This is a genomic window from Nostoc sp., assembly GCF_036917235.1.
Lineage (GTDB): Bacteria > Cyanobacteriota > Cyanobacteriia > Cyanobacteriales > Nostocaceae > Nostoc.
The window spans coordinates 1-24,599 of the sequence record NZ_JBALDU010000021.1; the positions used below are offsets into that span (position 1 = coordinate 1).

At 40.9% G+C, this 24,599-nt stretch carries 21 protein-coding genes; 8 read left to right on the forward strand and 13 right to left on the reverse strand.

Annotation, left to right across the window (positions count from 1 at the left end; translation table 11 throughout):
• Positions 1–401 precede the first annotated feature (401 nt).
• The 4 genes from V7K44_RS06225 to trxA form a co-directional block, all read right to left on the reverse strand.
• Positions 402–1,067 carry a nitroreductase family protein gene (locus V7K44_RS06225; RefSeq protein WP_334929652.1) on the reverse strand — a complete coding sequence of 222 codons (666 nt, stop codon included), beginning with the start codon at positions 1,065–1,067 and terminating at the stop codon, positions 402–404.
• Positions 1,068–1,259: 192 nt separating this feature from the next.
• The gene (locus tag V7K44_RS06230) at positions 1,260–2,372 is read right to left on the reverse strand and encodes an alkene reductase (protein WP_334929654.1); all 1,113 of its coding nucleotides are present in this window, start codon (positions 2,370–2,372) and stop codon (positions 1,260–1,262) included.
• Between the two features lie 247 nt (positions 2,373–2,619).
• Entirely contained in the window at positions 2,620–3,414 is a 795-nt protein-coding gene (locus V7K44_RS06235) for an SDR family NAD(P)-dependent oxidoreductase (protein WP_334929656.1), read from the reverse strand.
• 270 nt (positions 3,415–3,684) lie between these two features.
• Positions 3,685–4,008, reverse strand: coding sequence for a thioredoxin (trxA, locus tag V7K44_RS06240; RefSeq protein ID WP_012412473.1), 324 nt, complete (start codon positions 4,006–4,008; stop codon positions 3,685–3,687).
• A gap of 80 nt (positions 4,009–4,088) precedes the next feature.
• Here trxA and V7K44_RS06245 point away from each other — a divergent pair, with 80 nt between their 5' ends.
• Positions 4,089–4,439 carry an ArsR/SmtB family transcription factor gene (locus tag V7K44_RS06245; protein ID WP_334929658.1) on the forward strand — a complete coding sequence of 117 codons (351 nt, stop codon included), beginning with the start codon at positions 4,089–4,091 and terminating at the stop codon, positions 4,437–4,439.
• A 20-nt stretch (positions 4,440–4,459) separates the two neighbouring features.
• Here the strand turns inward: V7K44_RS06245 and V7K44_RS06250 are convergent, their stop codons facing one another.
• From V7K44_RS06250 to V7K44_RS06260, 3 genes are all read right to left on the reverse strand, one after another.
• A complete protein-coding gene (locus tag V7K44_RS06250; RefSeq protein ID WP_334929660.1) occupies positions 4,460–5,239 on the reverse strand; it encodes a nucleotidyl transferase AbiEii/AbiGii toxin family protein in 780 nt (259 codons plus the stop codon).
• Positions 5,236–5,472 (reverse strand): hypothetical protein, encoded by a 237-nt coding sequence (locus V7K44_RS06255; protein WP_334929661.1) that lies wholly within the window; start codon positions 5,470–5,472, stop codon positions 5,236–5,238. The genes V7K44_RS06250 and V7K44_RS06255 overlap by 4 nt, the downstream gene beginning before the upstream one ends.
• 79 nt (positions 5,473–5,551) lie before the next feature.
• A complete protein-coding gene (locus tag V7K44_RS06260; RefSeq protein WP_334929663.1) occupies positions 5,552–6,817 on the reverse strand; it encodes a glycosyltransferase in 1,266 nt (421 codons plus the stop codon).
• Between the two features lie 122 nt (positions 6,818–6,939).
• On the opposite strand from V7K44_RS06260, the gene shc reads away from it, so the two are divergent.
• Positions 6,940–8,853 carry a squalene--hopene cyclase gene (shc, locus tag V7K44_RS06265; RefSeq protein WP_334929665.1) on the forward strand — a complete coding sequence of 638 codons (1,914 nt, stop codon included), beginning with the start codon at positions 6,940–6,942 and terminating at the stop codon, positions 8,851–8,853.
• 154 nt (positions 8,854–9,007) lie between these two features.
• Here the strand turns inward: shc and V7K44_RS06270 are convergent, their stop codons facing one another.
• Complete coding sequence (locus tag V7K44_RS06270; protein WP_292731254.1) at positions 9,008–9,454, reverse strand: TOBE domain-containing protein; 447 nt, start codon at positions 9,452–9,454, stop codon at positions 9,008–9,010.
• A 372-nt stretch (positions 9,455–9,826) separates the two neighbouring features.
• On the opposite strand from V7K44_RS06270, the gene V7K44_RS06275 reads away from it, so the two are divergent.
• A complete protein-coding gene (locus V7K44_RS06275) occupies positions 9,827–10,624 on the forward strand; it encodes a hypothetical protein (protein ID WP_334929667.1) in 798 nt (265 codons plus the stop codon).
• A 488-nt stretch (positions 10,625–11,112) separates the two neighbouring features.
• Here V7K44_RS06275 and V7K44_RS06280 read toward each other — a convergent pair whose 3' ends face one another.
• A complete protein-coding gene (locus V7K44_RS06280) occupies positions 11,113–11,772 on the reverse strand; it encodes a sugar transferase (RefSeq protein WP_334930039.1) in 660 nt (219 codons plus the stop codon).
• Between the two features lie 467 nt (positions 11,773–12,239).
• Positions 12,240–13,055 carry a WecB/TagA/CpsF family glycosyltransferase gene (locus V7K44_RS06285; protein ID WP_334929669.1) on the reverse strand — a complete coding sequence of 272 codons (816 nt, stop codon included), beginning with the start codon at positions 13,053–13,055 and terminating at the stop codon, positions 12,240–12,242.
• A gap of 998 nt (positions 13,056–14,053) precedes the next feature.
• Here V7K44_RS06285 and V7K44_RS06290 point away from each other — a divergent pair.
• Complete coding sequence (locus tag V7K44_RS06290) at positions 14,054–14,347, forward strand: hypothetical protein (protein WP_334929671.1); 294 nt, start codon at positions 14,054–14,056, stop codon at positions 14,345–14,347.
• Between the two features lie 2 nt (positions 14,348–14,349).
• Here V7K44_RS06290 and V7K44_RS06295 read toward each other — a convergent pair whose 3' ends face one another.
• The 3 genes from V7K44_RS06295 to V7K44_RS06305 all read right to left on the reverse strand — a co-directional run bounded on the left by V7K44_RS06295 (position 14,350) and on the right by V7K44_RS06305 (position 18,996).
• Entirely contained in the window at positions 14,350–15,030 is a 681-nt protein-coding gene (locus V7K44_RS06295) for a response regulator (protein WP_099099167.1), read from the reverse strand.
• The gene (locus V7K44_RS06300; protein ID WP_334929673.1) at positions 15,020–16,504 is read right to left on the reverse strand and encodes an ATP-binding protein; all 1,485 of its coding nucleotides are present in this window, start codon (positions 16,502–16,504) and stop codon (positions 15,020–15,022) included. Before V7K44_RS06300 ends, V7K44_RS06295 begins: the two co-directional genes overlap by 11 nt.
• Positions 16,505–16,857: 353 nt before the next feature.
• Positions 16,858–18,996 (reverse strand): hypothetical protein, encoded by a 2,139-nt coding sequence (locus V7K44_RS06305; protein WP_334929675.1) that lies wholly within the window; start codon positions 18,994–18,996, stop codon positions 16,858–16,860.
• 309 nt (positions 18,997–19,305) lie between these two features.
• Between V7K44_RS06305 and V7K44_RS06310 the strand changes: the two genes are divergently transcribed.
• The 4 genes from V7K44_RS06310 (at position 19,306) to V7K44_RS06325 (ending at position 24,550) form a co-directional block, all read left to right on the forward strand.
• Entirely contained in the window at positions 19,306–20,754 is a 1,449-nt protein-coding gene (locus tag V7K44_RS06310) for a GumC family protein (protein WP_334929677.1), read from the forward strand.
• Entirely contained in the window at positions 20,751–22,043 is a 1,293-nt protein-coding gene (locus V7K44_RS06315) for an O-antigen ligase family protein (RefSeq protein WP_334929679.1), read from the forward strand. The genes V7K44_RS06310 and V7K44_RS06315 overlap by 4 nt, the downstream gene beginning before the upstream one ends.
• 47 nt (positions 22,044–22,090) lie before the next feature.
• The gene (locus V7K44_RS06320; RefSeq protein WP_334929681.1) at positions 22,091–23,362 is read left to right on the forward strand and encodes a lipopolysaccharide biosynthesis protein; all 1,272 of its coding nucleotides are present in this window, start codon (positions 22,091–22,093) and stop codon (positions 23,360–23,362) included.
• Between the two features lie 123 nt (positions 23,363–23,485).
• Complete coding sequence (locus V7K44_RS06325; protein WP_334929683.1) at positions 23,486–24,550, forward strand: polysaccharide pyruvyl transferase family protein; 1,065 nt, start codon at positions 23,486–23,488, stop codon at positions 24,548–24,550.
• Positions 24,551–24,599: the final 49 nt, after the last annotated feature.

A 24,599-nucleotide genomic window follows, 5' to 3' on the forward strand; every position in this document is an offset into this window, starting at 1 on the left:
CGTCGAAATGGTCATCCTTCCATCACAATTGCTCAAAGATTTCTCTCTAATGATATTGACAAACTTCTTGCCCTTGTGGAATGAATCAGCCCTGCTTTAAAAAGGGGGGCAAAAGCTCTTCAAAGTCCCCCTTTTTAAGGGGAGCCACTGCGGTCTTGGGGTCTCCCCAAGTGGAGCAAGTGGCGTGGATTTAGGGGGATCTTCAACGATTTTGGTTTTATACAAAGATGTGTATACACCGTAGCTTTCTTGACAAGAGGCAGAGCCTCTCGGAACTTCGTTCCCAGCCTGGAGGCTGGGAACGAGGATACAATAAGTCTTTGGGCTTTTCTTAGTGCCATTCGACTCAGAACTCGACTCTTTTACCTCTTACTTTATGCCCCATAACAATTTAGGAAAAGTTATCCTGCATAAGGATTACCGATTCTATCCACAGAGACGTTAGAAGAGAATGGCAAACGACCTGGATTTAAGCGTGGTTCGGCTGCATAGCCAACAGGAACTAAAACTGCGATCGCTAAATCTGGATTATCTCCTGCACCAATCACTTCTTTTACCTGATTCTCAATCCAACCATTCATAAAACAAGTGGATAAACCCAGACTTTCAGCTGCTAATACTAAATGGGTAGCAGCGATAATTGCATCTTTGATCGCATACTCCCGTTGTTTGTCTCCGAGTGTCTCTTGAAATTGCGGAATAGCAGTTTTAAAATAATTAGCTGTGCTTTCATTCCATGCCCCAGTTGCAAGAGCCTGTTCAATTATCGGGTTCAAGTTTTTTTCAGATGCACTAGCATCGGCAGCAAACACAAAAGTAACTGGTGCTTGAACAATTTGCTGTTGATTAAAAGATGCTGCTGACAACGCTGCCTTTTGCGCTTCATCTTGCACAAGAATAATTTGCCAGTCCTGGATATTATAGCTGCTGGGTGCAGCCACGGTTAACTCTACTAGTTGCTTAAGCAGTTCCGGGGTGATGGGGTCTGTTTTAAAAGTTTTGATAGAACGACGTTGAGCGATCGCACTGGGTACATCTAAAGGTTGGGTTTGGATGATGGAACTCATGAGATTCTCCTGATAGTTGGATTATGACCAAATAATTCGTAACTAGCATACAAGCGAATTTATTTATTCATGAAACAAAAACAAAAATTATTCGCAAGGGAAAATTACGAATTACGTTAGCGTAGCGGTAGCGAGTCCGCGTTCGCTTTTAGCGTCTGTCTTCGACACGCTGCGCGAACGTAGAGAGCGTCATTACGCATTAACTACTGCTTCACTAGCAGGCGACCAAAATGGATAGTCTGTATATCCCTTTTCATCACCGCCGTAAAAGCTTCCTTGATTTGGTTCATTTAGTGGTGCATTCAAAGCCAAGCGTCGGGGTAAATCGGGATTTGATATAAATAATGTGCCAAAGGCAACTAAATCTGCTGCTTTATTTGCCAGTACTGCATCGCCTTTTTCACGGGTATAACCACCATTGACGATCAGTGTACCTGTAAAGCGATCGCGTATATGGCTAGTGGGTACTATTATCCCGCCATGTCTAATATCTGCCTCTGTTGCCTCATAAATATGCAGATATGCCAAATTAAACTGGTTCAACGCTTGAGCTGCATAACCGAATGTCTCCAGAGGATTGGAGTCACCTATATCGTTAAAAGTCCCACTGGGAGAAAAACGTACCCCAACTCGGTTAGAATCCCACACACTAGTTACCGCCTCTGTCACCTCCAACAGGAATCGGGCGCGATTCTCAATGGAACCCCCATATTTATCTGTACGTTGATTGGTGCGATCGCGCAGAAATTGATCTATTAAATAACCATTAGCCGCGTGAATTTCCACGCCATCAAACCCAGCCGCTAGGGCATTTGCCGCTCCCTGACGGTACTGTTCGACTATCTGTGGTATTTCCGAAGTTTCTAAAGCACGGGGAGTAACAAAGGGTTTTGGCCCCTCATAAGTTGAGGCATCACCTTTAGGAGTAATGGCAGAAGGTGCCACAGGTAAAACTCCATTCGGTTGTAAATCAGGGTGAGAAATCCTGCCTACGTGCCATAGTTGCAGAAAAATTCTACCTCCGTGCTGATGTACGGCATCGGTTACTAACTTCCATCCTTCCACCTGTTCTGGCGAATGAATTCCTGGTGTCGCGGGATAGCCCTGTCCTTCAGGAGTTACCTGTGTTGCTTCAGAAATAATTAGTCCTGCGGAAGCGCGTTGGACGTAGTAGGTAGCATTCAGTTGGTGTGGCACGTTTCCCTCACCTGCCCGGTTTCGGGTTAAGGGTGCCATCACTATCCGGTTAGGTAGTTCCAGATTTCCTAATTGGTAAGGAGAAAATAAGTTGATATCAGTAGTCATGTCGTTTTACTCAAATTCAAAATGACGTTCTCTACGTTCGCGCAGCGTGTCGAAGACAGGCGCTAAAAGCGTAGCTTGCAACTCTTACAGAGTACGCGGACTCGCTTGCCGCTGGCGCTAACAAAATTTGGAACCCTGCATCTGCGAAATCGGGAGAATAAGGAAAGAGTTTTCCCCATACCCAATTTTGCGTGCAGCGCATTACAGCTATTTCAAGTAAATAGACTATGCGGTTGTGGTTCAAATACTAAACAATCGACCGAATAACGCCACCATCTACCCGCAAAGCTGCACCATTAGTTGCCGATGCTACGGGACTAGAAAGATAAACTACGATCGCTGCTACTTCTTCATTACTTGCAAAGCGTTTGATTAGGGAACTTGGACGCACATTTTCAAAAAACTCCGCCTCAACTCGATCGGGACTAATACCACGTTCCTGTGCCAAGTTGGTGATAAACTCTTCAACTCCTTCGGAACGAGTTGGCCCTGGGAGAACGGAGTTTACTGTAACTCCAGTCCCCACAGTCATTTCTGCTAGACCTCTGGCAATAGCTAGCTGCGCCGTCTTAGTTGTGCCATAGTGAATCATTTCCACTGGGATCTGAATAGCAGATTCGCTGGAGATAAAAATTATCCGCCCCCAGTTTTGCTCTAGCTGCTTTTGCAGATATTGCCGACTCAAACGGACTCCACTGAGGACGTTAACCTCAAATATCTTTAACCAGTCTTCATCAGTAATATCAAAAAAGGTTTTTGGCTCATAAATACCCACATTGTTTATGAGTATATCAACGTGAGGAACCTCTTGAATGAGTTTCTTTAACCCTGATGCAGTGCCAGCGTCAGCAACAACACCAGAAACTTTCGCGTCGGGTGTAGAATCCTTAATTTTAGCGATCGCTTGAGCTACTCTTTCTTCAGACCTACCGTTGACAATCACTGATGCACCCTCTTGAGCTAGCCCAAGAGCAACGGCCAAACCAATACCTGCGGTTGAGCCACTCACTAGTGCGGATTTACCATGCAATTTCAAGTCCATTTCGCTCTTTCCCCATTAGTTGAAACAGAATTCAGAATTCAGAATTCAGGAGTCAAGAGTCAGGAGTCTTATGTATTTTGACTCCTGGCTCCCTCTAGAGAAGACTGCAAACTAAATGCATCTCACAATAGTACCTAGATTAAAGGGCGTTGCTGAATTAAGGGATGATTCTTGTAGGGTGGGCATCCTGCCCGCCCGGAAATACAAGGGACGCTCATGTTGCCCATCCCACAAAAATAGTAAAATCATCCCGCAAATATGCAACCCCGATTAAAGATGCTGTGCTAAGGTCTTATTCAAGGTAGTTTTTGGAACCGCTCCTACGACAGTATCGACCTGGCGACCTCCTTTAAAAACCATCAATGTCGGAATGCTGCGAATTCCATAGTGGCTAGCGACAGTAGGATTTTGATCTGTGTTCAACTTCACAAATTTCACCTGTCCTTCGTATTCAGCAGCAACTTCATCGACGACTGGCCCGACCATCCGGCAAGGGCCGCACCACGGGGCCCAAAAGTCCACTAATACCGGAATTTCACTTTCCAAGACTTCTTGCTTGAATGTGGCTTCTGTGACGTTTGTAATGGATGACATAAATTGCCTTCCTAATTAATTCTATAATTCGATAATATCGAATAACAAAAATATATGCCACCTGATGAGATAATGCAACTATGAAATTCCTTTATCATCCAGATAGAAAAAATATTTCTTTACCGGGCGTGTTGTATGCATTGGGCGATCCGGTGCGGCTAGAGATTGTGCGGCTGTTGGCGACTGAAGGGGAACAATGCTGTGCGAGGTTTGATTTTGCGATCGCTAAGTCTACGATGTCCAATCATTTTAAGATTTTGCGGGAGTCGGGGATAGTCTTTACACGCAAAGAAGGCACACACCATATTAATATCCTGCGGCGTGAAGATTTAGAGATGCTGTTTCCAGGGTTGTTGGATGCGGTATTGAAAGCTGCTCAACCATTGCCTGTTGACCCCGCCAGTACTAAACAAACAGCTTCAAGGATTTAGGGGTATTGGGCATGACCTGTTTAAGAATCTTCTCGTTTTTTAATTTGTGTTTCTAAATCAGCAAAGACATCATGTTGTTCTCGAAAAGTCCTTGGAGTGTAAGATAAACCTAAATCCATAGAGAGTAAATCAAAACCGTCAATAATTTTAGGTATCTGAGCTTGATCAACTTGCAGACCCAGAAAGCATTTCTCCCTGTAATCTGGTCTTCCTTGAAAGAGTGCGATCGCTCTTTTCAAAGGGCGCATAACCTCATAGGCTTTCTCAGCCTTTTCAATTGATGGTTGAGGGATTGGAGATTGCAGCCTGAGAATTGCTAAATCAATTAAATCTCTTGCCTCAACGCTGTCATCTGCGTAACGGTCAGAATTTGACAGCAGTTTAGAGGTAAAACAGTCATTGAGGCTTAAGCAAGGAACGAGTGACCAGTTTAGATATCTTGGTGGGTCTAGTTGAAAACGAGTTTCGGCAATAATTTCCGTTTTAATCGGCACATCATCTACAAAAACTATCATCCGAATTCCATATTGGTCAGTTATGCTACGTCCAACTTGGATTTTACTTAAATCGCGAAATAATGCTTCATGCCCACCCTCAAATACCACTGTCCGCAGATATTTGTAACCTTCTGTACCAACAGAAGCGATAAAATCAACGTCCTTACTCCAGCAATATTCTTCAAACTCAAATGCAAGAAGGGTTCCGCCACCGAAGTAAGCAGAACCCTTGCTAAGTATTTCAGAATCTAAGGATTCAAGAACTGTGAGAATTTGATTATGGTGTTCTAACCGAAAGGTCATAAAGAAACTTGTAACCAGGATTTATAGCGTCTGGCAAGTTCCTTAAGGAAATTGAGTTCTTCACCCTCAAGATTATTGAATAGGTCGTGATATTGCCAGCCACGTTCGTAGCGACTCAGCATTTGTTCTGAAGTAAAGCGATATACATCGGCAGTTTGCCAACAAATTGACTCCAGAAAAGGCAGCTTTTTGGGTACAGTAACAGGATTAATTGTTGGTGTTGCGGTTGTCATAACTCTTTTAATCAACCACTTTAGACTTACTTTAATTTTAGATTAGCACTACCGATTTTGAAATTCAATTTTATTCTAACTATAAATTATCTGGGTTGGGATAAACTCTTCCTTTCCAAGCGCCGCCGCGCCCTTGCCAGTGTCGTAGTGCTGAGTCTAAAGTCATTAAAGTATAGAGAAAAGCGATCGCAGGTAAGCTCAATGCGAACCAGGGAGAACATTTATAAAAGCGGATCGTCGGGTAGTAAGCGAAAGTCATCAATAGCCATCCTAATATACCTGTAAGTGCGATCGCCCAATTGCTCCAAACTGCACCCAGAATCACACACACCGGTGGAACTAGATAAATCACAGGCATTCCTACCAAAGTTCCCAATAGTAGTAATGGCGAATAATTCAATTGGGTATAAGCACTACGAGCAACCATATCCCAAATCGTCGCCAGCGAGTCATAAGGGCGCAAACTTCGAGTTAAGCTACTCAATCCTAGCCAGATACGCCCTTGCCTGGGCATTCGGGATGAGGCGTGGTTATTTTCCTTGTATCCCTTGCTCCTCTGCTCCTCTGCTCCTCTGCTCCTCTGCTCCCCTGCTCCCCTGCTCTTCTTAACCGCCATCGCCAAGGCGCAATCGTCAATTAAAGCTTGGCGAATGACTTGAATACCCCCGATTCGTTCTAAAGCTTCTCGGCTAATCAGAATAGATCCCCCAGCTGCGGCGGCTGTGGGATTGTTGGGATTATTCACCCAGCGGAAGGGATAGAGTTTTTGGAAGAAAAAGACGAAAGCTGGAATCAAAAATTTTTCCCAAAAGCTTTCACATCTGAGTCGCACCATTACCGAAACCATATCTAAATCTTCCTGCACAGCTTTCGCAACGAGTCGGCGAAGATTACCAGGATCGTGTTCGATATCTGCGTCAGTCAGCAAAAAATAATCGGGTGCAAATTTACTAGCGCTGTTTATACCTTGCTCAACTGCCCAAAGTTTACCAGACCAACCAGGAGGTAGTGAAACGCCAGAGATAATATGCAATTGTTGGGGTTTACCGACAGCGTGTGCAACCCCTTCAGCAAAATTTGCTGTCCGATCTGTGCTGCGATCGTCTACCAAAAACACGTTGAAAGAACCAGGATAATCTTGGAGTAGGAGCGATCGCAAACTAGTTGGTATTAACTCAGCTTCGTTACGCGCTGGAACGACCGCACAAACCACAGGTAAAGATTCTAGCTGAGTTTCTGTAACCTCTAATTGCTCGTCTGTCCGCCAAAACTGTCCCCAAAAGCACAGTAATCCTAACCAAATTGTCAAGGATAAGAGCATCAATCCTAATACAATTACATCCATGACCTATTGCAAATTTTCAGTGACTCAGACACAATACTATGTCTACTGAATAGAGGAAAAAAAATTTTCACTGTAGTGCCGCGTTCATAACTAGGTTGGGTGTTGAGGTTAAATAGTATTTGATGCAAACACAAGACAGGGTAAAAGTCAATCAAGTCGCAACAGCGATCGCAGCTAGCCAAGAATATCTGCTTTCAATTCAAAACCCAGCAGGTTATTGGTGGGCAGAGTTAGAATCTAATGTCACCATCACTGCTGAAGTTGTTCTCCTGCATAAAATTTTGGGAACAGACCAAACCAGTTTACACAAAGTTGAAGCATATTTGCGTCAAGAGCAACGGCAGCATGGCGGCTGGGAACTTTTCCACGGTGATGGCGGAGAAATTAGCACTTCAGTTGAAGCCTACATGGCTCTAAGATTGCTAGGCGTACCAGCAACCGATCCAGCAATGATTCGGGCGCAAGCTTTTATTCTCCAACGAGGTGGTATCAGCAAAACTCGGATTTTTACCAAGTTGCACTTAGCTTTGATTGGCTGCTACAACTGGCGCGGTATTCCCTCGCTACCACCTTGGATAATGCTGTTGCCAAAAGCTTTCCCTGTCAATATCTACGAGATGTCTAGCTGGGCACGTTCCAGTACAGTGCCGTTGCTGATTGTATGCGATCGCAAACCTGTTTTTCTCACCGACTCAGCTATCAACCTAGATGAGCTATACGCTGAAGGTATCGATCGAGTCCAGTGGGAATTACCCGAAAGTGGCGATTGGACAGATTTATTCCTCACCCTTGATCGCGGTTTCAAGTTGGCAGAAAGCCTAAATTTAGTCCCTTTCCGTGAAGAAGGCATCAAAGTCGCCGAAAAATGGATTTTAGAGCGCCAAGAAGCTACAGGCGACTGGGGCGGCATTATTCCGGCGATGTTAAATTCAATGCTAGCTTTGCGCTGTCTGGATTATGACCGAAACGATCCCATTGTGGAACGAGGTTTGCAAGCAATTAATAACTTTGCCATTGAAACCGAGGATAGCTACCGGATACAGCCTTGTATTTCACCCGTTTGGGATACAGCTTGGGCGATGCGTGCGTTAGTAGAATCTGGCTTTGCACCAGATCGTCCAGCTGTAGTCAAGGCTGGAGAATGGTTGCTGCAAAAACAAATTTTAGATTACGGTGATTGGGCTGTCAAAAATCGCCAGGGAAAACCAGGGGCTTGGGCGTTTGAGTTTGAGAATTGCTTTTATCCCGATGTAGACGATTCGGCGGTGGTGGTGATGGCGCTACATTTGGCGAAACTCCCGAATGAAAAAATTAAGCAAGCTGCGATCGCTCGTGCGTTAAACTGGATTGCATCTATGCAATGTAAACCCGGCGGATGGGCTGCTTTTGATTTAGATAACGATCAAGATTGGCTTAACTCAATTCCCTATGGCGACTTGAAAGCCATGATCGATCCAAACACCGCAGATGTTACGGCTAGAGTACTAGAAATGCTGGGTGCTTGCGATTTGTCAATTGATAGTGATAATTTGGAGCGATCGCTTACTTATCTTTTGCGCGAACAAGAAACCGAAGGCTGTTGGTTTGGTCGTTGGGGTGTAAATTATATCTACGGCACCAGTGGCGTTTTATCAGCCTTGGCGTTAATCGATCCTCAAAGACATAAAAAAAGTATAGAAAGGGGAGCAGCTTGGTTAGTTGGATGCCAAAATCCAGATGGTGGTTGGGGCGAGACTTGCCGCAGCTACGACGATCCTAGTCTCAAAGGCAAAGGAAATAGTACTGCATCTCAAACTGCTTGGGCTTTAATTGGGTTGATAGCAGCAGGTGAAGCAACAGGTAAATTAGTTCTTGGTGCGATTGAGCGGGGAATTGACTATTTGGTGGCAACTCAACAGCCCGATGGTACTTGGTTTGAGGCGGACTTTACAGGTACTGGCTTCCCTTGCCATTTTTATCTCAAGTATCATCTGTATCAACAATACTTTCCTTTAATTGCGCTAGGTCGCTATCAAGCAGCGATTAAAGAAGGTTAATATTAATTTTCAGTAAGGTAGCACACCTATGCTACCTTATCGTGTATTCCATTTATACGAAAACAGCTATTACATAAGCGATCGCATCAATTATATATACTCAAGTAAAGAAAGTTTATTCTCTTAATATTTAACGTCCTGAATAAACGTATTTCTATTCTCTAGCAATGACAATATCGTTAGATTTAATAACTGCATAAGCTTCTTTCCCCTCAGATAATTCCAACTCTTCTGCGGAAGCTCTGGTGATAATCGAAGTTAATTCTACTTTGTGAATAATTTCCAAAGTAACCTCACTATTAACTGCTCCATAAACAACTCGTTTAACCACACCTTTAAGAATATTACGAGAGCTAACTTTTAGTGATTTCTTTTGAATACTACTTTCTATGTCAGGCTTTTGAGTGTAATAGATATCTTCCTGTTTTTCTTGCTGAGTTGCTGGTGATATTGGTGTTGAAGACTGCTGAGTGAGACTACGCACGAGTTCCCGCAGAATCTCAGTCTTGGTGCGTTGAGACTGTTCGCAGAACTCCTCTAGAATCTTCCGCTCGTCCTCTGAAGTTTGAAATGTAACCCATCCTTGTTCTTTTCTTGGCATAATAATATGATCAATTTTGGTTATTTTGGTAAAATTCTACCAAGTGTCAATTCGATACGTCGTTTTAGTAATAACATTTTTTGTCGGTATTTTCGGCATTTTTATCGCAAACTAATCAACTATTCTCATATAGTTAACTACATATATATTTATTTTTTTGTAGATGCGAAATATTTTGTTACTTGAAATTGTCTAAATCGTCACTAAAATGATACCAACTAAGATGGTATAACATTGGTCTATGGTATTTGTTGGGATAGCTACGCTTACGCAAGGATAATCTAACAGAAAATTCCACTGGCGTAGGCGTAGCCCGTCGCAGACATCGCGTGAGTGCCGTAGGATTATTTAACGTGAGTTCACAGCCGGGGGATGAAACACCTAAAATCACGTTCTCAAGACCTGCGGAGTTTATTTGAGAACAATATCACCATTGAATACGTGGCAGAACCCCTGAAAGCTATGCCAGCTGATGCGGAGGCGAAAGAAGTGCTGCATTGGATGCAAGCACAAAATTTTGATGTTATCGGCGTTGAGACGGGAGATATTATTAGTGGTTATGTAGAACGCTCTAGTTTGATCCCAGGCAAAAAAGGTAAATGTAGCGACTATCAACGGGTGTTTCATCCCAAAGAATTAATTGCCATTTCCACCCCACTGATAAAGTTGCTACCCATTTTGCAACAAACTCCGCGATTGTTTGTCTTGGATTGCAATCAAGTAAGTGGTATTGTTACCTGTGGTGATTTGCAGAAAGCACCCGTGCGAATGCTACTGTTTGGCTTAGTAACGCTGCTAGAAATGAATTTGCTGCGGCTGGTGCGGATTTACTATCCTCAAGATTCTTGGCAAAAAATCCTTAAACCTGAGCGCTTAGAAGTTGCTCAAAGACTATGGCGAGAGAGTCAGGAAAGAAACGAAGCCACCGATTTGTTAGATTATCTACAATTCTGTGATAAGCGAGAGTTGATTTTAAATCAACCAGAACTTCTCCAGCAATTAGGACTAAAATCAAAACGTTTTGGCGAACGTTTCCTCAAGTCTGCTGAACAGTTGCGAAACCGATTAGCTCACGCCCAAAGTTTAGTTAGTGGTTCCTCTTGGACAGAGTTGATTTCTCTAGCAGAAGCGATGGAAAAGCTGTTAATTCATTGCGAGGAAGTTGAGTAAGAGTGTTCCAAAAAATAAATGATCCAAAATCCGTCATTGCGTTCGCCCTTGGCGTTCCTGAAGGGTACGAAGCGAAGCAATCGCAAAGACTGGGATTGCTTCGCTTCGCTCTCTACGAGACGCTACGCGAACGCAATGACAATTGGGCATTTTTTTACTTGGAGTACTCTTAGAGGATGTTTGAAAAGTTCTGTTGTCGATATCAAAAGTTTTAGCTCCCTCCACTGTTTAAAAGGGGATATTTGATTCCAGCTAGCCCCTTTTTAAGGCGGGTGAGAGGGGATCTAAAAGTATCTAACGTCACAGCAAAACACTTTTCAAACAACCTCTGAAATCATCTAATTGAGTCAGAGACAATACTTCAATATGCGATGTATACGACGGGCAACTCTTGGAGACACACTTGCGTTTGCCTACATAATTTTACAGCAACTATTGCAAGCTTATTTTTGAGTGAACTTATAACTGTTTTTCTGTCAACTTGTAAATTAGCAAGCACCGCTCTTATTTGACACAACTTTTAAAGTTTTCAAGATGAGACTAATATCATAAACGATAGACCATTTACGTTGGTAGTCTAAGTCCATGTGAACAATATCTTCAAAGTCTTTAATACTGGAGCGACCATGAGCTTGCCATTCACCAGTCATACCCGGCTTGACATTCAACCTTTCCCAGTGATGCTTTGAGTAGTGTGTCACTTCATTAGGAGTGGGAGGGCGGGTACCGACTAGACTCATTTCCCCCAGCAGCACGTTCCAAAACTGAGGAAGTTCATCTAAGCTAGTGCGGCGGAGAAACTTTCCTACACAGGTAATGCGGGGGTCATTCTCATTTTTGAATATCCGATCGCTTTGAGCTTCATTCTTAACTAGATGCTTAAGTTGGTCAGCTCCGACTGACATCGAACGGAATTTCCAAATTCGGAAGTGACGCCCATTCAAACCACAGCGAATTTGACTGTAAAATATAGAACCTGGGCTATCTAACTTAATAGCGATCGCAATAGGAATTGCTAAGAATACTGTAATCAATAGCCCAATAACAGCACCCAAGATGTCAATCATTCGCTTGGCTTTACTGATGACAGAGGGATGAACTGGAACTTTAACTTTAGGAAGAGTATGGGTATTATCTAGAACTTGCATATCAAAACGATGGGGAGTAAAGGTATTAGACATGAGTAATTACAGTTTAATTAGGTAATTTTATGAACTCGATCGTCTGTACATTTACTTATTTTAGTAACCTGTAAAAGCGGGAATGAGACTTTCTAATAGGTTAAGCAAGTAAATATGTCACCAGTCAATCTGTTCTTTAAGATATTTGCAATGACGGTAGCGATCAATACTTCATGTTTAAGCATTCAACATCGTTACAACGGCGTCATAATTCTCATAAATTTCAAACACTGAATCCATCTGAGTCAGTTGCAAGATCGTCCGAACAGGTGCTTGCAAATTGCAAATTAACGAACGACAGGCATTTGAACGTATAGACTAAACCTCCTTAAGTAAAGCGGTTAAGCCTGAACTATCTATAAAATCTACTTTGACTAGATGAATCACCCAAAAAGTAGTGTTACAAGCAACTTCTAATCAGTCTTGGTGATGAATTAAAAGTTCAAATCGTTTTCAAATCCAGACTTATTTCGTGCAGCTAATGTGATTTGGCTACTTTGTTCTTCACTTTGGCGTCGAGCAAAGGCGTAGGTTAGTACTAAACGTAAAAAGATAAAGTTGCCTAGAAGATAGCGCTGCCAAAGTCGAGTCGGTTCCATTGCCAGTCGCCACAGCCACTCCATACCAACAGAGCGAATTGGATAGGGGGCACGGGCCACACGTTCAGCCATAAAATCGAACAGACCACCCACACCCATACAAGTGATACGAGGCAATTGGCTAGCGTATTGGTTAATCCAAATTTCCTGTAGGGGTACGCCCATCGCCACTAACAGCAGGTGCGGGCGGGCTATCCGAATAGCCTCTAATACTTGCTGCGTTTGCGATTCAGGAAAATAGCCGTCCTGAGTTCCGGCAATTATCAATCCAGAATATGCTTTCTTGAGATTAGCTGCCGCTTCTTCAGCGACACCCGGCTTACCACCTAGAAAATAGACTGATAAACCTTTTGCTGCCCCTTCTTTGCACAAAGCCGGAACTAAATCAGTGCCATTGAGATTATGCACCAATGGCGTACCCAATAAAGCACTACCCCAACGAACTCCGCTCCCATCTGCCAACAACAAATCACTCTGCTCTAACGCCTTTGCCAATGCTGGGTTTTTGGCAGCAGTTACCATAGTGTGGGCGTTAGCATAATATACTCGACCACCCTGCCGCTTCAGCAACTGCGCCATTAATAGTTCAATTGCCTCGTATAAAGGCATACGATCAAAATCAGTATCGAGAAAAGTAACTCGGTCTGCCATATAATTTAATGCTCGCCATCTGGAGTTGCAAAATAGTAGAATTCAGAGCATTGCCCATATTTTCTGCTCACCGGAAATTTACTGACAGTGTTATAAATTAATCGACACAAAAAATTATGGCTGCTGGTAAGTGAGCATTACCTGCAACAAAACTGAAATCTTTGATCTGTCAGGGCTTTTGAGATACTTAACTTTTTAATGTGTAAGTACCAATAAAAGATTTGATTCAAATTGAGAATTTATTCACAAGGTTGAGTAAAAACCTAGTGAAGCCTACGTATACTTTCGTACGCAAATACCGATATAAAATACTATCTGATGGCTACTTAAATTATTTTTTATACAGTATCCTAATGAGGAATAAAATTATCCAGCTAACTATCCGTTTGGCTGTAGCGTACAGATAGTCTAAATTTCATAATAAAGTAATTAAGCACGATAAAACAAACGTATGTTTAATTTTTTCAAACCTGTACAATAAGCAATCTATAAGCTATTCAGTAAATTTACATTTCTTCACATAGCTTTGTTTTTCAACGCCGATTGACTGACTACACCACATAAAAAACCAAAAAAAATCAGAGATTTTGACAACTACGGAAATTCAGATAACAAACAATTATTGCCACGCAGAATTGGTGTTGAACAGATGATATGTTGAGTGAAAATATTTCAATTAAGTAGCGAGTGAGAAGTTTTGTTTATCTCGTCATTTCTCTAGTCAGATAATAATGCCTGTCTGTGGACTTGTCAGATTGCAATTTAATTGGTTATGCTCTTTATCTGTCAATGACTTGAGCCTGCCTGGGAAAAAATCAATCTTTATTCTTTCTATCTTTCCGCTCTTAACTGATGAATTAGCTCAACTTATTCGCCCAAAGCCTTATTGTTACGTACATTCAAGGCGGTTACGCCATCGCACTTCCTTTGCGATCGCTAAAACCATTTTCTAGTAGGAATTTCCCATTTGGAGATAAGTCTAAAGATATGAAAAGACTATGAAAAGACACCGAATTATGGTTGTTGGTAGCAATGTTATGACCGTGCAGCGCGTCAGCAGTCATTGCCTAAAACAAAATGCAGAAGTTTTTCCATATTATTCTATTCCTACGCCAGAAGAGATCGCTTTGTTTGAACCTCATATATTGGTGCTATGTCTACCCATACCTGAGCAATTCCAGCATCAACTACTTCAGCCTTACATTTTGTGGTCAGAACAACTTGTCAATGACATCTCACCACTGGCTAGCACTTTGACAGAATTATCTGACTGTTTACATAAATTCCTATAAGCTTAAATCAATCCTTGGCGTACGGCTAAAGCTGCTGCTTGAACGCGATCGTCAACGCTAAGTTTGTTGAGAACCATACGTACATAAGACTTGACGGTTCCAAGTGAGAGGTAGAGTTGGTTTGCAATCTGCTGGTTTGAGCGTCCTTGTGCAATAAGTTTAAGAATCTCGCGTTCGCGATTACTGAGAATAGGTTGCGCTATTACCTGAGATACAGGAACATCGGGAGCGACAGCGGTTGACCTAAGCATCCGAGCAACTTTTTGAGCGATTAGAGGATCTAAGTAAGCACCACCTTGAAGTATCAATTGAATAACAGCGATGAGCTGTTCCCATTCAATGGTTTTAAGACAGTAACCATCAGCACCAGCTGCAAGCATCCCCATGACCTGGATATCGTCGTCGAAGGCACTTAAGGCTAGAACACAAGTAGTCAAGCAGTTACTTTTTATGTGCTGGGTGGCTGTAATCCCATCCATAACTGGTAGATCGATATCCATTAAAACTACATCTGGTTGGAGTTGACTAGCTAATTCAACAGCCTCTCCACCGTCCAATGCCTCTCCAACTATACTAAAACCAGGTTCTAGGCTAAATTGCCCTTTCATCCCTCGGCGGATTAAAGCGTGATCGTCAACTAATAGAACCCGCACAGTTTTCTCTTTGTCAATATTAGGTATCATTATTACTACATCTGGTTATATTCTGTTCATCGTTGCAATCAAGTGTATTTATGGCACTTGGGAGAGTAAACCAGAAAGTACTTCCCTTTCCAAGAGAACTTTCTACACCAATGTTTCCTCCGTGAGCCTCAATAATTTGACGACATAAGTACAGACCAAGCCCACTTCTGCCACGATGCCCCCGTCCTTGAATAAAGCGGTGGAATAGCTTATCCTGAGCTTGCGGTGCAATTCCTGGACCGTAATCACGCACCGAAATCCGCACTTGCTCTTCTCCATCAGGCGTTATCTCAATCAGAATTTCCCCGTTAGGCTTACTTACCCGCACAGCGTTATCAAGTAAGTTTTGTAGAACCCTTTGAATTTCTAGTTCATCACCATAGACACTTGGCAGCAATTGAGAAGTTTTACAAATGAAGGCTAACTCACGTGTAGATGTTGCTTTTATCTGACTAATTACTTTAATTAAAATTTTTTCCCAATTCAGGCGATCGCACATTAAACTAGCGTTGCGGGCTTCATAACGGGAGATATCTAAGAGAAGTTCCACAAGCTTAAGCAGATCATCATTAGCTTCATGGTACTCTTGAAAAACTTCCTTCCAAGTGTCATTTACTGAACCAAAAGCTCCTTTGAGCATACAATCTAAAGTGTTACGAGTGGCAAGTAAAGGAATACGTAGGTCGTGGGAAAGTGCAGATATCATGTCTTCAAGTTGTTGGTTACGCACCTCAATACTTTGTTGACGGTGACGAGTCTTATCAGCGATCGCATTAAGAACTCCAGCTAGTTGCCCGATCTCATCTTTAGAAGAATGGGAGAGTTGCACTTCCATTTGTCCCGCTTGCCAAAGTTTACAAACTTGTGTCAATTTGCTTAATGGAAGTTTGACTCGCCAATGCAATAACTGGAGATTTAAGATTGCTCCTAACAAAATGATTAATGTGCTAAAAATATTGATCGCAGTGTTAATATTATTTAAATGCTGTACACGATCTTTGCGAACCCTCAAAAGCATCTCTTCGTGCTGAATGAGTTTCCCAATCTCGTTGTGCAAGGAATCAAATAAAGTGCTTTTTGCCAGAGCAGAGTTGCTCACAGAACCAGAAAGCGTTTTTTGCTTCAACTCCCTTTGCCACTGGTTATAGATATATCTAATTTTATCGAGTTGTTTTATTTGATCGGGGTTGTCTTGTACGAGATTGTACAGATGGTTGAAGCTGTTGTGGAAGCTGGGCCTCTTATGACGATAATTTATAGGATTAGTTTGTCCCTGAGTGGAATTTTCTAGAAAACCTTTTTCTTGATTATCTATCACAGCATTGAGTAAACGTTCTCCTTCTCGCCCTACGATTAAAGCATGAGTTACGCGCTCACATACTTCATGATTTAGGTGTGCTATCAAAAGGTTGAAGACTTGCTGTCCGAATAAACACAACACTAGTAGTAAAATACTAGTATGCAGAGGGTTCAAAAAATTACCTTTCCTAGATGAATGAATTAAGAAAGGTATCAAGCTAATAGCTATCACTATTTAATATCTCTACCACCTTAATTAAAGTTACCTAGAATACTACTTAAAACCCGTATACTACAGCATTACAAAAGCTTTGCTGATGTTAAGCTGTCATTTGATAAGCGTTAACTATACATATACTACATATCAATATACCTCGTATTAACAATCTAATTGTATTAAATAACGTTGCAAAAATCATACTACTATGTTTTTTACAAAAATTAACATAGAGTACAAAAATTAATAATCTTTTAGCTTTGTGGTTTTCATACAACTGATGTCAGTTGTACAAATAATGGTGATTTTTTTTAGGGACTACCTCGATATATTCCTCTACCGTTAGTCCCAATAAAGACTAGTCCGAATTTCTGCCAGCTAGCCTCCATTACATTAGGCTCATTGCCCATAGGTTGGTGTAAAAAGGCGATATTTATCCATGTTTTTCCTTTGTCGAGAGAGCGAAATACTCCTTCGCCTATGCCAGCAATTTCCCCATACAAATACAGTGCAGGAATTTTGCTTCCCTTTTGTGCCTTACCAAGAGCGAATAAATAAGCTTTCTTCACTTTAGGAATCTGAGCAAAGTTCACACCGCCATTTGTTGAGCGATAAAGTCCGTGAGAATTAAGACTGAGCCAGACTTCGCCTTTAACCCCCGGAACTGTTTTGAGCATAGACCAACTTTCTGAAGGCAATAATGAGTTTACAATCCTAAAGGATGCGCCTCCATTCTTACTGCGGTATAACTTGCCACCACTGTAATAGTAAAAAGTGTTGCCATCTAATTTGTCAGCTACTAATGGTTGACCCCAGTACCACGGGCCTTTGGGGCCTTTGGGTAATCCTGATACTTTGCTCCAAGAACATCCGCCATTGGTTGTGCGAATAGGCTGTCCTTGATTAATAATTGCGACAAATAGATTTGGATTTGTAGCTGACATGGCTACACGCAACGGTATTATGTTCTTTGGAAACGAGGAAAATTTTTTCCATGTCAGTCCCCCATCTCCCGAAGTTGCTCCCGTATAAGTATTGTTCCATCGATTACCACCAACACGTACCATTCGTGAAGGATTGCTTTCGCTATAAGCAAGGCCATAGGTATCCTGAAAGCGAGGACTATTTTTGCCGCCAATTTGCGTAGATGGGTAGACATCTAGCCCATTGCTGTGGTTAAACCCATCCGTATCAGCAACACCGCTCAACAATTTAGAGCCACTTCGAGGCGAGGCTAGGGCGAAGCTAACTATCTGCTCATGTCCTTTTTCATAGTTCGACCAAACAGATGACTCTGCGTTGATGTTGTCTGTCCGCCATGTTCCATACCAATCTGTTAACCATAACCGTCCAGGAGTTTTTGGGTCAAACTCAATAGCTGAGGTTGAGGAGGCAAAATACCACTCAGGCCACCAGGGCACTTGAGGTTTCAAGGTACGCTGTTTCTGTTGCCATGTAGCTCCACCATCAGTAGATTGAAATATTACACGATCGTTTGTTGTGGAAACATACTGGTCATAAACAATTAAAAGGTGATTGGGATTGTTTGGATCTACAGCAATGGCATTAAATGTAGTTTTCGCGTTACTTGGTGTGATATCGCTCCAAATACTGTTTGCATATTTGCTGACACCTGACGTATGCGTGACATACAGAACTTTGTCCTTTGCCAGAGCCATTCGATTCACGTGTGATGGGCTTCCTGGTATTTTGCTCCAGGTAACACCTGCATCAGTGGATTTATATATGCCATCTCCATAGGCATTGGCATAGACTAGTCCAGATACATTTTTGCTAAATACAATACCTGCAATTCCAATCTTTGCTTCCGACTTTTCGGGAAAGGAGCTAACCTTGCCCCATGTTGTACCACCATCTGAAGACTTCCATAGCCCATTCAATCGCGAGGCAAATAAAATAACATTGGAATTAAAGGGATTCACGGCTAGCCTCTCTCCTAGCCAACGTTTAGTTTCATTGCCGCCCATTGGCAAGTCTATTTTCAGCTTATTCCAGGTTTGACCGCGATCGCTCGATTTAAAAATTGTTCCTAATCCACCCCAACCAGTAGTATATTTACCTGCTGCGATGTATACAATATCTGGGTTATTTGGGTCAAGTGCTAAGGCTTCTCCCCCGTAGTAATTGCTGTGTTGCAAGCTAAATATATCTGTTAGCGGAATCCATTTGTAGTCTTTTGAATTCCAACGATAAAAGCCACCCATATCAGTTCTGATGTAGGCTAAATTTCGCTCTTGTGGATGCAAATAAATGCCTGTAACATAACCACCTCCTCCGATAGATACATTAGCCCAGTGATAGCCTGATGTAGTACTCCAACTAGATTTAAGAGGTGTAAATGTGACGACAATAGCCAACGCAAGTATAGCAATACAAATTGTTTGCGCTAGCAGCCTCCAGAAACGGCGATCGCTCATTGCTATTTTCATAAGATTTGCAAGTATTTAGTTTAAGTTACTTTACAAGAAGTAAATTAAACTAAAGTAAATCAGGTACAGCTAGCTGGATATCTAGGTGGATAATTTTATTGAACCCTAGAGGATGCTGTCTGCATTAAGACAATATTGACCATCAGGCAGTTTTCTCATTACTGTTTAAGAAGGAAAATTTAATAAGAATTATTAATAAATTTTGAAGCAACCATGTAGTACGATCCTGTAAGTTTACTTAGGCGAATCGCAAAACCCCACCTAGATTTTGTAATTCCGCAGCCAGTTCCCGACTTTAGAGGATTTTTAATGGCCAATCATACAGAAATCTCTGCGGGTTACCCTAGCAGTTTGAGAAAATTAGTAACGAAACAAAGATATTGGCAGCGTTACTTACTTATAGGTCTAGCTACTAACATAGCATTTTGGACTTCAACTTTTCTTTATTTAAAGCTTACACCACCGACCTATACTAGTTCTTCAGCTATTAATCTGCCAGGAGCATGGTCAAATGCCAATATTAATTTACCAGACATTGGCTATGCTAATTATGAAAATGTGTCTCCATACGCTGCTCTTTCTTCTCAAGATCCCAGAGAAATTTATAAATTTATTGCTGAAAGCGACCCTATATTAAAAGCGGCAGCAGATCAACTTAATATGTCTTTAGAAGAGTTTGGCAAACCTCGGCTCAAGCTAATAATTAATACTTCCATGATGAGCGTTGACTTTGAAGGCGCGAGTCCCCAGGAAGCTCGAAATAAATCTTTAGCTTTTTACAAAGCCTTGCAAGCAAGACTCAATATGCTACGAAATCAAGAAGCTGTTCAAAGAGATATAGGTTATCAAACGTCCCTGATTTCTTCGCAAAAAAAATTAGCAGATGCTCATAAGCGGCTTTCCGATTACAAAGCACGTTCCGGTTTGAACTCTGAAGATCAAATTAAGGATCTGACAACCAACATTGAACAGCTACGTAGACAACGAGCTGAAATAATCGGTCAACAGCAACAGGCTACTACTCGTCTAGCAGAATTATCGAATAATTTAAAACTATCTGCTGGACAAGCTACAGATGCTTTTACCCTTCAAACAGACCAGATATTTCAACAGAACTTAAAAAATTATAGTGATGCTAGCGCTTCTGTGATTGTTTTAGAATCAAAATTTCTGCCTAGCCATCCGACATTAATTGCAGAGCAAGCGAAAAGAGACGCTGCTGAACAGGCCCTGCTAGTTCGAGGTCAGTCTCTTTTAGGGCGAAAATTCACTTTAGCAGTTTTAAAGCAGTTAAGCCTTAGTAGCAATAACTCTGGTAACAACGCTCCTCGAGACGCTCTTTCCCAAGAACTAGTTATAGTTCAATCAAACCAAAAGGGATTCACTGCTCAAGCTCAAGCAATAGAACAACAGATTAACCAGCTTGAGAGTAGGCTCAAGAATTTAACACAGTTGGAAAGCACCTTGGATTCGCTGAAGCGAAATGCGCAAATTGCTGGAGCGGTATTTTCCTCCAATTTGACCAGACTGGATATTGGCAAGTCCAATACTTTTGGATCTTATCCACTGATTCAACTTGTTATACAGCCTACATTACCTGAGAAACCGACTTCACCAAAAGATAAATTGGTTTTACTAGGTTCAACTTTAGGCTCCGTTTTCGTATCCCTTGGACTGGTGTTACTTTGGTGGCGCGAACGTAAAAATTTAATATCTGATAAGACTGGAAGTACAGAGAGGAAGAGAATGGAACAATGAAACCTCAAAACTTTGAAGAAAGTCTTGTTTGGTATTGGATAATTAGTACCTATATATTTTATTTTATTGGTATTTTATATCCTGTAAATTTCGTATTAGCCTGGATACTGTTTTTTTACCTATGTAAGCGGCTTTGGAACCAAACAGCGCATACTAGGATTGAAAAAAGAATCAAAGTTTATTGGATACATTGGGTTTGGATTGTCTCTATTCTGGTCATAGCGATCGCTACAATTGTAGGCTGTATAAATTATAATGTAGGTACAAATCAAACTCTTAGGTCGTTAATTAACTGGTTTACAGATTGGGCTTTGCTAGCACTATTTCCATTAAGCGGCTGTCTCAATATTCGACCACAATTAATCTATAGAGCCGTCTGTATATTATGCCTTCAAAGTTTGATTTTAATTCCCTTCTTTTATCTAGCTTGGATATTAAAGTTGCCTGCACTACTATATTCTTCTCCAATTGAAAGATTAATACAGAATGGTGAGCTTTTTTACAATGTAAATTTCTATGGTAGTGATTATGGTACGAATAATGTCCGTCTATTTCTATTTGCACCTTGGGCACCTGCGCTAGGTCTTATTGGAAACATCTACTTCTTCCTTGCTCTTGAAGAACGTAATAATAAGTGGCGCTTCATTGGTATAGTCGGCTCTTTAGCAATGAGTGTAGTATCTGTTTCTCGCTTATCTTTTATAGCTTTACCGATAGTTTTCATATTAGTTTTATTGCTGACAAAGATTACTAAACCTACTACGCAAATTGCGATCGGGTTTATTAGCTTTTTAGCAGGTATTTTTAGCACGACACTTCTTAGTACTATTAAGGATGCTAAAGAAGCATTTGATAATGCTAGACCAGACTCTTCACGAGTGCATGAAGCTTTAGGTGTAATTGCCTTAGATAAATGGAAAGAAGCTCCTATCTGGGGTCATGGTTTTCGAGAAGCACCAGGGCCTAAAGCATTAGCAGAGATGCCTATCGGCTCTCACCATACTTGGTTTGGTCTCTTGTTTGTTAAAGGGATAGTTGGCTTCATTGCTTTTTTAGTACCAATTTTATTGAGTTTTATAGTTTTGCTGATTAAAGCACAGAAAAGTACAACTGCCAGGGTAGCATTGTATTTTCTTGTCACTCTATTACTTTTTACATTTAATGATAGCCAAGAGGCTTTAGGTTACTTATACTATCCCGGTTTAATCATCATGGGAATTGCATTCAAAGAAGAAGTGCAGCTTCCTAAAGCTTCTCTTAATAAGAAGCCTGAAGCTGCTTATACTTAAATTTTAAATTGATAAAAAATATCTAGTTGTCTCTTAAGGATGCCCTCATGTTAATCAAAAAGCTAAGGCAAAAAGTATCTAGTCAATATGTGCGTAATATTGGTTGGATGGGGGGGGCGGAGTTAGTAAATCGTGTTTTCAGATTAGGAACAACAATTACTTTATCTCATCTGTTAAATCCCTACGATTATGGATTGATAGCAATCGTTTTGACTACCAATGAATTTGCAACTGTTTTTACCTTAAGAGCTGGAATTGGCTCTAAGATTATTCAGGCATCAGAGAAGGATCTGAAAATTATTTGTCAGACATCTTACTGGCTTAATTGGATACTATGTGGAGTAATGTTTATTCTTCAGTGTTTTGCCGCTTTACCGATTGCTTTGTTTTATAGTAATAACCAAGTTATCTTACCTATCTGCATTATGGCATTAGTCTACTTAATGCTGCCCATCTTTGCAGTTCAGTCTGCCTTAATCCAGCGAGAGAACCGTCTGAAAATTACAGCATTATGCAATGCCACGCAGTCGATCCTAATCAATATTCTCACTATAGCTTTAGCTCTATTAGGGATGGGAATGTGGGCTGTTGTTATACCTATTGTTATTACGACTCCAGTATGGATTGTTATCAATCTGATGAATCATCCTTGGCGTCCTACCATGTCGTTTAGTTTTAATAAGTGGCAGGAAGTTGTTAGTTATGCTAGAAATATTCTTGGAGTTGAGTTACTAAATAAGCTAAGAGGTAATCTTGATTACCTGATCATTGGACGTTTTTTAGGAGTCCAGGTACTAGGAATTTACTATTTCGCTTTCAATGCTGGGTTAGGAATCAGCATGAATGTCATAAATACAATGACTTGGTCTTTATACCCTCATCTTTGTGCCGCTAGGGGAAACGTTAAGGAGTTTCAAGAACGTTATTTTAGTAGCCTAAAAACATTTGCCTTAATTGTATTTCCATTAGTTTTGCTACAGTCAAGTCTAGCTCCATTTTATGTCCCAATTGTTTTTGGGCAAAAGTGGGTAACAGCAATTCCAATATTGATAGTTATCTGTTTGTCAGCGCTACCACGCCCATTTGCTGATGGCGCTTCTATGTTACTTAACTCTGTAGATAAAAGTCACGTTAATCTTTACTGGAACCTAATTTTTACTGTGATTTTTACAATTTCATTACTAGTAGCTGTAAAGTGGGGAATTTTTTGGGTGGCTGTTGCAGTGCTCATTACTCATCTATTAGCATTACCTCTTTACAGCATTTGGGCTAGCAAATATGTTTTAGATAAAACGCAATCTTTATCAATTGCAAAATAAAAATTAAATAGCTCTCAGGATTTAATTAAAGCTAAGTAAGAATTTGGCTTTTTATAGAAATAGCTTCTTCTAGCTACACTCATTCATTGAGAAATAACGAATAACAACGAGGAACTAAAATTCATGGCTACCTCCCAACCGGAACAGCTGAAAGAAGTTCTGCATAAATCACTAGGAAAATTAGAGACATTTCAAGAGTGTGCATTACTAGACTATCCCGACTATCCTAATATTGGCGATCACCTGATCGGGTTAGGTACTGTACTTTATTTAATCAATGTGCAAAAAACAAAAATTAAATATACTGCCAGTCCTAATAACTTTTCTAGCAAAGTAATGGAAGAAAAAATTGGAAAATCTACTATTTTCCTGCAAGGAGGAGGGAATTTAGGCGATCTTTGGACTGCTCATCAAAAATTTCGCGAACAAATTATTTCCAAATACCGGGATCGACCAATAATTATCCTACCACAAAGTATTTATTTTGTTGAACAAACCAATTTAATGGAAGCAGCAAATGTATTCAACTCACATCCTAATTTGACTTTATTTGTCCGTGATGACTACAGCTATGAACTTGCTCTAAAATATTTCTACAATTGTCAGGTAATTAAAGCACCTGATATGGCTTTTCAAATGGTCAACTTACATGGTTTTTTATCGAGAGATAACGGCAGCAACTCTATTTTGTATCATTATAGAAATGACAAAGAGTTGAATCAAAGTAATTCTCAGACTTCTATCGATCTCCCTAATTTAGTTGTAGAAGATTGGACTTCTTTCAAATATGACACAGCTGAACGCATGGAACGAATTCGGGAAGGTTTGCAAAAAGGTACAGTGATTCCTGGTGAGTGGATATACCGACATCTCTGGAAATACTTCCATCATTATTCTTTTGGATTCAATAGCTTATATAACTCCTCAATGCATCTTAAATCCTTAAGTTATATGCATCATGGAATGTATCAATTCAAGCAGCATCGTCTAATTATTACAAACCGCTTGCATGGACATATTCTCTGCATTCTTATGGGTATTCCTCATGTCTTTCTACCTAATGCTTACCATAAAAATGAGGCATTTTATCAAGCTTGGACTTACTCAATTCCCTTTTGCAGATTTGTAAAAGAACCTTCACAAATTCAGGTGGCTGCACAAGAACTCTTGGAACTATTCCCAAACTAACTAGTTTATGCTCTCCCTACACTAGGACTTACAAAAATCCTTCTATTTT

What these genes read in the sequence shown, in the direction of transcription:
- V7K44_RS06295 (WP_099099167.1), bottom strand. Translation starts at nt 15,030, where the DNA reads ATGATACCTAATATTGACAAAGAGAAAACTGTGCGGGTTCTATTAGTT.
- V7K44_RS06260 (WP_334929663.1), bottom strand. Translation starts at nt 6,817, where the DNA reads ATGGATGTAATTGTATTAGGATTGATGCTCTTATCCTTGACAATTTGG.
- V7K44_RS06285 (WP_334929669.1), bottom strand. Translation starts at nt 13,055, where the DNA reads ATGGCAGACCGAGTTACTTTTCTCGATACTGATTTTGATCGTATGCCT.
- V7K44_RS06325 (WP_334929683.1), top strand. Translation starts at nt 23,486, where the DNA reads ATGGCTACCTCCCAACCGGAACAGCTGAAAGAAGTTCTGCATAAATCA.
- V7K44_RS06230 (WP_334929654.1), bottom strand. Translation starts at nt 2,372, where the DNA reads ATGACTACTGATATCAACTTATTTTCTCCTTACCAATTAGGAAATCTG.
- trxA (WP_012412473.1), bottom strand. Translation starts at nt 4,008, where the DNA reads ATGTCATCCATTACAAACGTCACAGAAGCCACATTCAAGCAAGAAGTC.
- V7K44_RS06290 (WP_334929671.1), top strand. Translation starts at nt 14,054, where the DNA reads ATGAAAAGACACCGAATTATGGTTGTTGGTAGCAATGTTATGACCGTG.
- shc (WP_334929665.1), top strand. Translation starts at nt 6,940, where the DNA reads ATGCAAACACAAGACAGGGTAAAAGTCAATCAAGTCGCAACAGCGATC.
- V7K44_RS06320 (WP_334929681.1), top strand. Translation starts at nt 22,091, where the DNA reads ATGTTAATCAAAAAGCTAAGGCAAAAAGTATCTAGTCAATATGTGCGT.
- V7K44_RS06275 (WP_334929667.1), top strand. Translation starts at nt 9,827, where the DNA reads ATGAAACACCTAAAATCACGTTCTCAAGACCTGCGGAGTTTATTTGAG.
- V7K44_RS06250 (WP_334929660.1), bottom strand. Translation starts at nt 5,239, where the DNA reads ATGACCTTTCGGTTAGAACACCATAATCAAATTCTCACAGTTCTTGAA.
- V7K44_RS06270 (WP_292731254.1), bottom strand. Translation starts at nt 9,454, where the DNA reads ATGCCAAGAAAAGAACAAGGATGGGTTACATTTCAAACTTCAGAGGAC.
- V7K44_RS06310 (WP_334929677.1), top strand. Translation starts at nt 19,306, where the DNA reads ATGGCCAATCATACAGAAATCTCTGCGGGTTACCCTAGCAGTTTGAGA.
- V7K44_RS06305 (WP_334929675.1), bottom strand. Translation starts at nt 18,996, where the DNA reads ATGAAAATAGCAATGAGCGATCGCCGTTTCTGGAGGCTGCTAGCGCAA.
- V7K44_RS06315 (WP_334929679.1), top strand. Translation starts at nt 20,751, where the DNA reads ATGAAACCTCAAAACTTTGAAGAAAGTCTTGTTTGGTATTGGATAATT.
- V7K44_RS06225 (WP_334929652.1), bottom strand. Translation starts at nt 1,067, where the DNA reads ATGAGTTCCATCATCCAAACCCAACCTTTAGATGTACCCAGTGCGATC.
- V7K44_RS06245 (WP_334929658.1), top strand. Translation starts at nt 4,089, where the DNA reads ATGAAATTCCTTTATCATCCAGATAGAAAAAATATTTCTTTACCGGGC.
- V7K44_RS06255 (WP_334929661.1), bottom strand. Translation starts at nt 5,472, where the DNA reads ATGACAACCGCAACACCAACAATTAATCCTGTTACTGTACCCAAAAAG.
- V7K44_RS06235 (WP_334929656.1), bottom strand. Translation starts at nt 3,414, where the DNA reads ATGGACTTGAAATTGCATGGTAAATCCGCACTAGTGAGTGGCTCAACC.
- V7K44_RS06280 (WP_334930039.1), bottom strand. Translation starts at nt 11,772, where the DNA reads ATGCAAGTTCTAGATAATACCCATACTCTTCCTAAAGTTAAAGTTCCA.